Source organism: Kitasatospora sp. NPDC001683, assembly GCF_053596495.1.
Genome location: NZ_JBSFGK010000152.1, coordinates 1 through 11,605, shown reverse-complemented (window position 1 = coordinate 11,605; position 11,605 = coordinate 1). Strand labels below are relative to the sequence as shown.

Annotated in this window: 8 protein-coding genes; 7 read left to right on the top strand and 1 reads right to left on the bottom strand. The window is 71.8% G+C overall.

Annotated features, from left to right (window positions below; genetic code table 11):
* Nucleotides 1-317 precede the first annotated feature (317 nt).
* Complete coding sequence (locus ACWCYO_RS38635; RefSeq protein ID WP_270141031.1) at nucleotides 318-1,280, top strand: hypothetical protein; 963 nt, start codon at nucleotides 318-320, stop codon at nucleotides 1,278-1,280.
* Between the two features lie 93 nt (nucleotides 1,281-1,373).
* Here ACWCYO_RS38635 and ACWCYO_RS38630 read toward each other — a convergent pair whose 3' ends face one another.
* Complete coding sequence (locus tag ACWCYO_RS38630) at nucleotides 1,374-2,264, bottom strand: universal stress protein (protein ID WP_270141029.1); 891 nt, start codon at nucleotides 2,262-2,264, stop codon at nucleotides 1,374-1,376.
* A 292-nt stretch (nucleotides 2,265-2,556) separates the two neighbouring features.
* On the opposite strand from ACWCYO_RS38630, the gene ACWCYO_RS38625 reads away from it, so the two are divergent.
* The 6 genes from ACWCYO_RS38625 to ACWCYO_RS38600 all read left to right on the top strand — a co-directional run bounded on the left by ACWCYO_RS38625 (nucleotide 2,557) and on the right by ACWCYO_RS38600 (nucleotide 11,487).
* Complete coding sequence (locus ACWCYO_RS38625) at nucleotides 2,557-3,018, top strand: carboxymuconolactone decarboxylase family protein (RefSeq protein ID WP_270150772.1); 462 nt, start codon at nucleotides 2,557-2,559, stop codon at nucleotides 3,016-3,018.
* Nucleotides 3,019-3,407: 389 nt separating this feature from the next.
* Nucleotides 3,408-5,222, top strand: a complete 1,815-nt coding sequence (locus tag ACWCYO_RS38620; RefSeq protein ID WP_449786811.1) for an alkaline phosphatase family protein — start codon at nucleotides 3,408-3,410, stop codon at nucleotides 5,220-5,222.
* Nucleotides 5,223-5,727: 505 nt separating this feature from the next.
* Nucleotides 5,728-6,516: a hypothetical protein gene (locus tag ACWCYO_RS38615; RefSeq protein WP_449786810.1), complete on the top strand. Its 789-nt coding sequence runs from the start codon at nucleotides 5,728-5,730 to the stop codon at nucleotides 6,514-6,516.
* A 122-nt stretch (nucleotides 6,517-6,638) separates the two neighbouring features.
* Nucleotides 6,639-8,060 carry a CHAP domain-containing protein gene (locus tag ACWCYO_RS38610; protein ID WP_449786809.1) on the top strand — a complete coding sequence of 474 codons (1,422 nt, stop codon included), beginning with the start codon at nucleotides 6,639-6,641 and terminating at the stop codon, nucleotides 8,058-8,060.
* Nucleotides 8,061-8,212: 152 nt separating this feature from the next.
* Complete coding sequence (locus tag ACWCYO_RS38605) at nucleotides 8,213-10,249, top strand: DUF1906 domain-containing protein (RefSeq protein WP_449786808.1); 2,037 nt, start codon at nucleotides 8,213-8,215, stop codon at nucleotides 10,247-10,249.
* A gap of 32 nt (nucleotides 10,250-10,281) precedes the next feature.
* Nucleotides 10,282-11,487: a transglycosylase family protein gene (locus ACWCYO_RS38600; protein ID WP_449786807.1), complete on the top strand. Its 1,206-nt coding sequence runs from the start codon at nucleotides 10,282-10,284 to the stop codon at nucleotides 11,485-11,487.
* The last annotated feature ends 118 nt before the right edge of the window (nucleotides 11,488-11,605 follow it).

The window sequence follows — 11,605 nt, the reverse complement described above, 5'->3', positions numbered from 1 at the left end:
GGGGCCGGACCCCCAGGCCGGGGTGGGGGGGGCCGGCGCCGCGCCCGCGCCCGCCCCGGTGCCCCGGTGCGGCGGCCGGTCACCGGGGCGACGGCCGGGTCAGAAGGTGGAGTACACCGCCACCCCGATGGCCCGCGAGCTGTACGAATCACTGCTCGCGCTCACCGGCCGTGCTCGAGCGCCGCCGCCACCGGATCGACCGGGCCCGCACCGCCTACGACCATGCCCGCGGCGAGGGGAAGGCCGTCCCGGCCCCGGCGTCTTGAGAACAACTCCACCCAGGCGTGCCGTCCGGACGGCCGGGTATCCGCACACGCATGGGACTCTTTCGCAGACCAGGCCGCTCCGAGCGACCCGGACGCTCGGAGCGACCCGGACGTTCCGAGCGACCGGGACGTTCCGAGCCCAGAGCTTCGAGGACGGGCCCCACCACACCCCGCTCTCCGAACTCCGATCCCGCCCCCGGCGCGGGCGACGCCGTCCCGGACACGGGCCTGGCCGAAGGCCTCGCCGAGCTGGTCGAGCGGGCCGAGCAGCCGACCGGGGCCTGGCCAGCCACCGAGCAGTACGCCGAGCGAGGCCGCGCCCGGGCACTGATGGCCAAGGCGATGCGGCGGCTGGCCACCGGCGGCCGGGGAGCGTTCCTCGGCGGCAGGGCCCTCACCGAGCAGCTGGTGCGCGCAGCCCCGCGGATCCCGATCCGTGACCTCGCCACCCTGCGCGCCCAGCATCCCGGCGCCGACGACCCCGAGCGCCTGGCCGACCTGCTGGTCGCCGGCGCCACCCGGGCCTCCGGCGCGCTCGGCGCGGGCGTCGGGGCGGTGGCGATGCTGCCCGTGCCGCCCGCGATGCCGGTGGAGATCGCGGCCGAGACGCTCGCCGTGGCGGCCGTGGAACTCAAGCTGATCGCCGAGCTGCACGAGGTCTACGGCGTCCCGGTACGGGGCAGCGCCACCCAACGGGCCGCGGCCTACTTGGGAGCCTGGGCCAACCGCCGGGGGATCGACGCGAGACTGCTGATCCGCCCAGCGGGCCTCGCGGCGCTCACCCTCGGGGCGGAGGTGCGCCAACAGGTGCGCCGCCGGCTCACCCGCAGCTGGATGCGCCGACTGCCGTCGACGATCCCGCTGCTCCTCGGCGCGGGCCTCGGCGCGACGGTCAACCGGCGCGACACCCGGCGGCTGGCCGAGCAGGTCCGCGGCGACCTGCGGATGCGCCGACCGGCGGACCCCGGCTACTGGACCGCAGCCGGTGTCACCAGGACTGACCGCGGCCGGTGACGAGGTCGCGGGCCCGGTCGACCAGGCGGGTACGCTCCTCGGCCACCGAGCGGCGCACCCGCCGACCTGGGAGGTGCAATCCGGTGGGTCGGCTCAGCCGTACGGGACGACGGCGACCGGGCAGTGGACGTGGTGGATCACGGCGTGGGCGACCGGGCCGAGGTGGTGGTGCCGGAGCGGCAGGTGGCGCAGCCGGCGGCCGACGACGAGGAGACGGGCCGTCGTCGCGGCGTCGACGAGGTCGACGGCGGGCTTGCCGCGGACCAGGTCGGCGGTCACCTCCACCTCCGGGTACCGGGCCCGCAGCGGTTCCAGGGCCTCGGCGAGACCGGTCCACTCGACGCTGGACACCTCGCCCTCCAGCCCGCCGATGGCGCCGTAGGACATGTACTCGCTGCCGGCCGGCGGGGACCAGACGTGGATGACGCGCAGCGGAGCCGAGCGGAGCTCGGCGGCCCGGAAGGCGAAGTCCAGCACCTCCGGCGCCGGGTGGACCAGGTCGAGGCCGACCGTCACGGAGCCGTCCGGCTCGTCCTCGTGGGCGCGGACCAGCACCACCGGGCAGGCGGAGCGGCGCAGCACCTCCTGGCTGACCGAGCCGACCAGGAAGCCGCGTAGGGTGCCCAGCCCGCGGGAGCCGAGCACCAGCAGGGCGGCGCGGTGCGAGGCGGCTTCCAGGGCCTCCACCGGATCGGCGGACACCGGGGCGGAGGAGACCGGGACCCCGGGCACCAGGGCCGCCAGCGCGGACTCGCGCTCGGCCAGGTGGGCGAGCGCGCGGTGGTAGGTCTGGTCGCTGCCGACCACGTCCCGCTTCGGCCAGGGCCAGGCCTCCAGGACCTCGAGCGGGACGCCACGGCGCTGCGCCTCGCGGGCGGCCCACTCGGTGGCGGTCAGGCTCTCGGGCGAGCCGTCGAATCCGGCGACGACGGGGCCGGCGGAGGTTCCGGCCGCGGAGGGTCCGGTCGGGGCGGGATCGGTCACGGCGCGCTCCTCAGGTTCCGCCTCGGGTTCGCCCCCAGTATCGGTGGTGGCCGCGCCCGGCACCTCTCGGCGCTCCCGGGCGGCGGTGCCGGTCGCCGTGCGCTACGACTGCGGCGCCGGACGGACGGGGCGGAAAAGATCCCGCGACGAGCTGTCACACCTGCGCGTCGCGATCCGTCGGGTCCGTGGAAGCACCGAGAAGCGCTGAACGCCCGAGAGGAACGCGACGTTGAACACCCGGTCGACCACCACCACCCGCTCGATCACCGCGGAGGTCCCGCTGCGCCCCCGGATGACCCAGGACCCGGCGGAGCTGGTTCCCGAACTCGCCGAGGTCTCGGCCGCGTTGTTCAAGGCGGCCGGCAACCGTTCGATCCCGCGGACCACGATCAGCCTGCTCCAGCTGCGGGCCGGACAGATCGTCGGCAGCACCTACCTGACCGTCCTGCACACCGGATTCCTGCGCAAGGCGGGGGTGTCGCAGGAGCGGATCACCTCGGTGGCCAGCTGGCAGGACTCGCCGTACCTGACCGCCGCCGAGCGGGCGGCCCTCGCCCTGGTCGAGGCCGTGCTGCAGCCCAGTTCGCAGGGTGAGCGCGTCCCGGACGAGCTGTACGCCCAGGCCGCCGAGCACTACGACGAGAAGGCGCTGGCCACACTGATGATCGCCATCGGTCAGGTCAACTTCTTCGTGGCGATCGCGCTGATCGCCAAGCCCGTTCCGGGGCGGTCCTTCACCGACCCCTGGGCCTGACGACAGCTCATGTCCACGAACCGGCCCGCCGGGCCCCTCGCTCGGCGGGCCGGTCCCGTTCACCGCGCGGCGAGCAGGCCCGCCACCAGCGCGCGGAGCCCGTCCCGGTAGGTGTCCTGGGCGGTCAGCGGCTCCCAGCGGTCCGCGATCCGTGCCAGGTGCGGGTACTCGTCGGCGTCGAGACCGGCGTATCGCTCCGTCGCGCACCGGTCGGTGCGCCGCCCGTCGGCGGGAGGCGGTGGACCACTGAGCGAAGTTGTCTGACCAAGTTCGACCGCTGTTAGCCCGCGCGCCCTTCCCCGGGCCGCGCCGAACCGGTATCTCTGTCCCGCCGTGGTGCACCGCCACGGCACCCACCCTCACGCAACCAACGGGACGAGGTACCCCCCATGCGACTGCGCTGGAGCCCCCTCGGCGGGCTGCTCGCCACCCTTCCGCTCGTCGGCGCCCTGGTCGTCGGCGCCCCCGCCACCGCCCAGGCGGCGGTCGGCAGCGGCAACCTGATCGTCAACGGCGACGCCGAGGCCGGCGGCTACTGCACCAACGACTGGAGCGCCGCCACCACCGTGCCCGGCTGGACGGTCCAGGCCGGCGGCATCGACGTCATGTGCTCCTCCGTCGCCTCCTTCGGCCTCCCGAACGACGGCAACACGCCCGGCAAGGCCTTCTTCGGCCCGGGCAACTTCGGCGACGGCTCGATGAGCCAGACCGTCGACGTCTCCTCCGCGGCCACCGCGATAGACGGCGGCGGCGTGCACTACAACCTGGCGGGCTGGCTGGGCGGTTGGACCACGTACGGCGGCTACGTCGCGGTCAGCCTGCACTTCCGGGGCGCCGACGGCAACCCGCTCGGCCCGACCGCCAAGCTGCCGACCGTCTCCGCGACCGACCGCGGCCTGAGCACGAAGTTCCTCTCCCGCAGCGCCACCGGCGGCGTCCCGGCCGGGACCAGGTCGATCCAGGTCGAGGTGCAGTTCCTGTCCACTTCCAACGAGACCGGCTACCTGGACGACCTCTCGCTCACCCTCGACACCCCGGTCACCGCGCCCGCGCCGCTCAGCCCGCCCGGTTCCCAAGTGCCGGGCTACGACCACGTGTTCACGGTCATGATGGAGAACACCGACTACTCCCAGATCATGAACGACCCGGCGGACACCCCGTACATCCACAGCCTGATGTCCCAGGGCGCCACCCTCACCGACGCCCACGGCGTCTACCACCCCAGCGACGAGAACTACCTCGCCGTCGCGGGCGGCGACACCTACACCAAGGGCGCCACCTACTGGCCCAACATCAACTCCCCCCAGCGCAACCTCGGCGACACCATCGAGGACGCCGGAAAGACCTGGAAGGCCTACGAGCAGGGCATGGGCACGCCCTGCAACACCAACAAGAACTACGACTCGTACTACATGCCCGACGACGCGCCGTTCATCAACTACACCGACATCAGCGGAAATCCGACCCGCTGCGCGGCCCACCTGTTCGACACCACGCAACTGACCGCCGACCTCAAGTCGGCCGCGACCACGCCGAACTTCTCCTGGATCGCCGCCGACGACTACTACGACGGCGAGGCCTCCGGCAACGGCAGTGCCGCCAGCCTGAAGACCCAGGACGGCTGGCTGCAGCAGACCCTCGCCCCGGTGCTGTCCTCCCCGGCCTGGACCCAGCAGCGCTCGCTGCTGATCCTGACCTGGGACGAGAGCGAGAGCGAGGGCTACAACCACCTCGCCACCGTCGTCCTCGGCTCCCAGGGCACCGTCTCGGCCGGCACCAGCGGCCCGCTGCACTACGACCACTACGGCATCGGCCGCACCATCGAGTCGGCCCTCGGCCTGCCCGGGCTGACCGCCAACGACACCTACGCGACGCCGCTGAACGCCGCCTTCGCACCCGCCACCGCGACCGCACCGACGCTGACCGGCGACCTGAACGCGGTGGCCAACGGCGGCAACGTCACCCTGCGCTACGCCGTACCGACCGCGGCCCAGGCCGGTGCCAAGAACTGGGTCGGCCTCTACCCGGCGGGCGTCACCCCGGGCTCCCGGTCCGCGCTCACCTGGTCCTACACGCCCAACCAGAGCGGCGCCGTCACCTTCGCCACCGGCAAGCTCAACGGCGCCGGCCGCTACGACGCGTACTACCTGGCCAACGACGGCTACTCGGTGCTGGCCGGCCCGTTCACCGTGACCGTCGGCTGACCGCAGGCCGGTAGCCGGCAGCAGCGAGAAGGGGCCCCCGCCGTGCGGGGGCCCCTTCTGCATGTTCAGCAGATTGAAATGGAATGGATGGAAGCCTGTGCGTGCTCGCCAAATCCAGGATGATCTGTCCGTATTTCTCCGTAAAAAGATCCATTTTCTCGTGATTGCGATTTTCAGTTAACAATTGACATGGCGTCGGCTCGCCGGTCAGGATGTGATGCCCCACCGGCCACACCAGCCGCACTGGGCAAAGGGCCGCCGGGGGGACCGCGCCGGTCTTCAGGGGGTCGTTTCCGGACGCTTCGGCGCTGTTCGTCGTGACGTCGGACCACCCCGGCACGCTGCTCAACCCCGCGTTTCCGCACACCGCACGCACGTCGAGACCGCGCTTCTTCCGGCGAGCTCGCATGACGTGCCCATGCCATGCCCTGCCCTGCCACTTCGCACCCTGCCGTGCCGACCGGCCGGCCGCTCACCGCTCCCCGGAGCCCGAGGAGGAACCACCATGCCTGCTGCCACGTCCCGACGAACTGCCCTTCCCGCACTGGCCGTTGTGGTGGCAGCCGTCGTCATCGGGGTCGGCGGGTGCGGTTCCGGTGCGGCGCGGCACGACACGGCGGCCACCGGCTACCGGCTGACGCCCACATCGACGCCGACCCTCCTGACCCCGTCCGGCTCGACGCCGACCGCGCTGCCGACCCCGGCCGAGGCGCCGACGCCGACGTCGTTCCCCTCGGCTCCGGACGGCACCGGCCCGTCGGAGACACCCTCCGCCGTGCCGACCGTCGTGCGGCCGCCGGGCGCGGCGGGCGGCGGGTCGGCGCCGGTCGTGCCGCACGCGCCGGCCGCGAAGAACACCCCTGCGCCCGTCGTTTCGAAGCCGACCGGGCTCGACGTCCAACTCGCCGGTCTCCCCGCGCAGTTGAAGACCGGCGGGGCGCCGGTCGAGTTCTCCGCCGTGTTCACCGACCGCACCGGCGGCGGACTGTCCTCGATCACGCCCACCCTGCAGATTTCCGGTACGGGAGCCGCGAGTTCGGTGTCGCGCCTGAACCCGGCGACCGGCGGATGGGTGTCCGAAGCGGCGGACGACACGAGCTCCGCCCCGATCGGTGTGGCGCCCGGCGCGAGTTCGTACGCCGTGCCGGCGGGCGGTGCGCTGACGGTCCGCTACCGGATCTCGCTGCCGGCCTCGTCCCGGTCGCAGCAGGTGCAGGTCTTCCTGTACGCCGTCGGCGCCGACGGCCGCCAACTGGCCACCGCCACGCAGTCGGTGGCGGTGACGACCGGCTGAGTGGGGCCGCTCCCGCGCACCGCGGCGGTCCGCTCCCGCGCCATCACGACCATCTCCGCCCTCAACTCCACCCCCATTTCCACCTCCAGCTCCATCGAGACGAAGTCCGAAAGGAAACATCCGTGTCCAAGAAGGTCAACCGACTCGCATCGGCCGGTGCCGCCCTCGCCCTGGCCGTGGCAGGCCTGAGCATGGCCTCGGCCGGCGAGGCGAACGCCGCCTCCGTGAGCGGAATAGTGAGCACCGCGCAGAGCCAGCTCGGCCAGGGGGACTGCGGCAACGGAGGCGCCGGCTACTACGTCCCTGGCAGCGGGCAGAACAACTCCTGTGAGCACCACGCCTGGTGCGCCGACTTCGCCGGCTGGGTCTGGTACCAGAACGGGGTGCAGGGCCTCGGGGTGCTGAACGACATGGCCAACAGCTTCGTCACCTACGCCAACAAGTACGACGGCGGGCTGTCCTCGACGCCGCACGTGGGCGACGCGGTGTTCTTCCACCCGAACAGTTTCAGTGGAGCGGACTACGACCACGTCGCGCTCGTGACCGCGGTCAACGGCGACGGAACGATCGACTGGATCGGCGGCAACCAGTCCGGTGGCATCGTGTCGCTGAACGCGCACATGCCCGGGCACGTCGGCGACTACGAGTGGACCTCCCACGGCTACAACGTGAACCTCCAGGGCTTCATCCGCCCGGTCGGCGTGCAGAACGCGTCGATCATGCGGGTGGACACCGTGAAGGGCGGCTCGGTCTTCGACAACCAGCGGAACCCCGACGGCACTTGGTCCGGCGCCGCACTGCTGGACGGCAACGGCCAGATCACCCAGACCGCGACGGCCGCGCTGCCCGACGGCACGTTCCACGTGACGACGCTGGCGAACGGCCGGGTGTACGACAACCAGCGCAACCCGGACGGCACCTGGACCGGCGCGAACCTGCTGGACGACAACGGGCAGATCGCCGCGATCTCGTCGACCGCGCTCGCGGACGGCACGATGCACGTCCAGACCCTCTCGCAGGGCAAGGTGTTCGACAACCAGCGCAACACCGACGGCACCTGGACGGGCGCGAACCTGCTGGACGGCAACGGCCAGATCACCGCGATTGCCTCGGCCGGACTGACCAACGGCACGATGCACGTCCAGACCATCGTCCAGGGCAAGGTCTACGACAACCAGCGCAACACCGACGGCACCTGGACGGGCGCGGCGACGCTGGACGCGAACGGCCAGATCACCGGCCTCTCCTCGGCCGCTCTGAGCGACGGCACGATGCACGTCCAGACCATCGTCCAGGGCAAGGTCTACGACAACCAGCGCAACACCGACGGCACCTGGACCGGCGCGAACCTGCTGGACGGCAACGGCCAGATCACCAAGGTGACCGCCGCCGGTCTGAGTGACGGCACGATGCACGTCCAGACCCTGGCGCAGGGCAGCGTCTTCGACAACCAGCGCAACACCGACGGAAGTTGGGCCGGTGCCGCGCTGGTCGACGGCAACGGTCAGATCAGCAACATCTCCGCCGCCGGCTCCCTGAAGTGACCCGGAGCGCCTGAACCACCGGGCCGGGAGTGGCGTCCGCTCGCCGCTCCCGGCCCCTCCTCGACCGACGGGCCGGAGGCTCCCGATGCCCAGCATCCTCCCGCCTCGGCCCGTCAGCAGACCCATGCGATGACGCACAAGGAGACCGAGCTTTGTCCCACCGGACGAATGCCCATCGATTGAGGGCGGCGCTGGCCGCCGGTGCCACCCTGATCGCGCTCGCCGCCGGAACCGGTACGGCGCACGCGGCCCCGGACGCGACCACCAGGACGGTGTCCTTCCAGGGATATGACTTCCAGGTGCCCGCTGACTGGTCGGTCGTCGACCTCGCGAGCGACCCGGCGGCGTGCGTGCGGTTCGACCGGCACGCCGTCTACCTCGGCACCCCCGCCGCGGACCAGAACTGCCCGAGCCACCTGGCCGGCCGTACCGAGGCCCTCGTGGTGGAGCCGCAGGCCTCCGGAACCACCGACAAGGTGACGACGGACGACCGCTCCTCCGCCGAGCTGCACGCGGTCGCTCCGCGGATCAAGGTCACCGCGCCCTACGCGGACCACCGTTCCGTGGTCGAGAACGTCCTGCGGCAGGCGGGCCTGGCCCCGGTGACCGCCGGATCCCGTCAGCCCCTCGCCGCCGCCGCTGCCGCTCCGGCGGAACCGAGGCTGACGGCGCTCAGCGCGGCCGACACCTCGTTCACGGGCTACGGCTTCGACGCCTGCTCCGCCCCGAGTTCGAGTGCCATGGCGGCATGGAAGGGCAACTCGCCGTACAGCGCCGTGGGGATCTACGTCGGCGGGCCCGCCCGGGCCTGCAGCCAGCCGAACCTGACGGCCGGATGGGTCCAGCAGCAGGCCGGCGCGGGATGGCACTTCATGCCCATCTGGGTGGGGCCGCAGGCGCCCTCGCTCAGCAGCCCGTCGAGCCAGGGCACCGATGCCGCGAACGGCGCGGTCGCCGCGGCCGCCGGGCTGGGCTTCGGCCCGGGATCGACCCTGTACGTCGACATGGAGGCCTACGCCTCCGGTTACCGCGGAAACGTGCTGAGCTACCTGTCCGCGTGGTCCGCCCAGGTGCACGCGCGCGGTTACCGCTCCGGCGTCTACTCCAGCTCGGACTCGGGCATCAGCGACCTCGCGAACAACGTGACCAGCTACACCATGCCGGACGTGATCTGGATCGCCAGGTGGAACCACGTGGCGGACACGAACGAGCCGCTGGTCCCGTCCGCATACTGGGCGAATCACCAGCGGATCCACCAGTACTGGGGCGGCGACGGCAACAACGAGAGCTACGGCGGGTACACGATCAACGTCGACAACGACTACCTCGACGTCAGCTCGGGCGCCGGCGGCAACGCGCCGGTCATGCGGGTGGACACCCTGAAGGGCGGCTCGGTCTTCGACAACCAGCGGAACCCGGACGGAAGTTGGTCTGGTGCCGCGCTGCTGGACGGCAACGGGCAGATCACCCAGACCGCGACGGCCGCGCTGCCCGACGGTACGTTCCACGTGACGACGCTGGCGAACGGCCGGGTGTACGACAACCAGCGCAACCCGGACGGCACCTGGACCGGCGCGAACCTGCTGGACGACAACGGGCAGATCGCCGCGATCTCGTCGACCGCGCTCGCGGACGGCACGATGCACGTCCAGACCCTCTCGCAGGGCAAGGTGTTCGACAACCAGCGCAATACCGACGGCACCTGGACGGGCGCGAACCTGCTGGACGGCAACGGTCAGATCACCGCGATTGCCTCGGCCGGACTGACCAACGGCACGATGCACGTCCAGACCATCGTCCAGGGCAAGGTCTACGACAACCAGCGCAACACCGACGGCACCTGGACGGGCGCGGCGACGCTGGACGCGAACGGCCAGATCACCGGCCTCTCCTCGGCCGCTCTGAGCGACGGCACGATGCACGTCCAGACCATTGTCCAGGGCAAGGTCTTCGACAACCAGCGCAACACCGACGGCAGTTGGGCCGGCGCGGCGCTGCTGGACGGCAACGGCCAGATCACCGCGGTGTCCGCCGCCGGTCTGAGTGACGGCACGATGCACGTCCAGACCCTGGCGCAGGGCAGTGTCTTCGACAACCAGCGCAACGCCGACGGCAGTTGGGCCGGTGCCGCGCTGGTCGACGGCAACGGCCAGATCAGCGGCATCTCCGCCGCCGGCTTCCTCAAGTGACCGCCCCCCTCCTCGACGGACGGAGTGTCCACGTGTCAACGTTCTTCCGCAGGCGCCTTCTCGCCGGCGTGATCGCGGTCTCCGCCGCGTCGGCCGGCTGGCTCGGCGGCGCGACCGGGACGGCGGAGGCCGCCTCGATCAGCACCTGGGACAAGGTGGCGGCCTGCGAGAGCAGCGGGAACTGGAGCATCGTCGCGACGGTCGGCGGTGTCACCTACTACGGCGGCCTGCAGTTCGACTACGGCACCTGGAAGGCGTACGGCGGACAGCAGTACGCGCCGACCGCCAACCTGGCTACCAAGGCGCAGCAGATTGCCATCGCGGAGAAGACCCTGGCGGTCCAGGGCCAGGGAGCCTGGCCGACCTGCGGGCCGAAGGCCGGACTCGGTGCCGACCGGTCGGACCCGTTCCCGATGCGGGTGGACACCGTGACCGGCGGCAGCGTCTTCGACAACCAGCGCAACCGCGACGGAAGTTGGTCGGGTGCCGCGCTGCTGGACGGCAACGGCCAGATCACCCAGACCGCGACGGCTGCGCTCGCCGACGGTACGTTCCACGTGACGACGCTGGCGAACGGCCGGGTGTACGACAACCAGCGCAACACCGACGGCAGCTGGACGGGCGCGGCGCTGCTGGACGACAACGGGCAGATCACCGCGATCTCGTCGACCGCCCTGCCGGACGGCACGATGCACGTCCAGACCGTGTCGCAGGGCAAGGTGTTCGACAACCAGCGCAACACCGACGGCAGCTGGACGGGTGCGGCGCTGCTGGACGGCAACGGCCAGATCACCGCGGTTTCCTCCTCCGGACTGACCAACGGCACCATGCACGTGCAGACCCTCGCCCAGGGGAGCGTCTTCGACAACCAGCGCAACACCGACGGCAGTTGGACGGGTGCGGCGCTGCTGGACGGCAACGGTCAGATCACCGGCATCTCCTCGGCCGGTCTGAGCGACGGCACGATGCACGTCCAGACCGTGTCGCAGGGGAAGGTGTTCGACAACCAGCGCAACACCGACGGCACCTGGACGGGTGCGGCGCTGCTGGACGACAACGGCCGGATCACCGCCGTGTCCGCCGCCGGTCTGGTGGACGGCACGATGCACGTCCAGACGCTGGCCCAGGGGAGCGTCTTCGACAACCAGCGCAACACCGACGGCAGTTGGACGGGTGCGGCGCTGCTGGACGGCAACGGCCGGATCACCGGCATCTCCGCCTCGGCCCTCGCCGGCTGATCCGCGGGGGCCGCCCGGTGCGCGCCGGGGCCGGCCTGGCCCCGCCGGTGGCCGCCACGGTCGCCTTCGCCTTCCTGCTCAACCCCGGCACCGGCCCGCTCAACCACCTGCTCGGCGA

What these genes read in the sequence shown, in the direction of transcription:
- ACWCYO_RS38620 (WP_449786811.1), top strand. Translation starts at nt 3,408, where the DNA reads ATGCGACTGCGCTGGAGCCCCCTCGGCGGGCTGCTCGCCACCCTTCCG.
- ACWCYO_RS38625 (WP_270150772.1), top strand. Translation starts at nt 2,557, where the DNA reads ATGACCCAGGACCCGGCGGAGCTGGTTCCCGAACTCGCCGAGGTCTCG.
- ACWCYO_RS38615 (WP_449786810.1), top strand. Translation starts at nt 5,728, where the DNA reads ATGCCTGCTGCCACGTCCCGACGAACTGCCCTTCCCGCACTGGCCGTT.
- ACWCYO_RS38635 (WP_270141031.1), top strand. Translation starts at nt 318, where the DNA reads ATGGGACTCTTTCGCAGACCAGGCCGCTCCGAGCGACCCGGACGCTCG.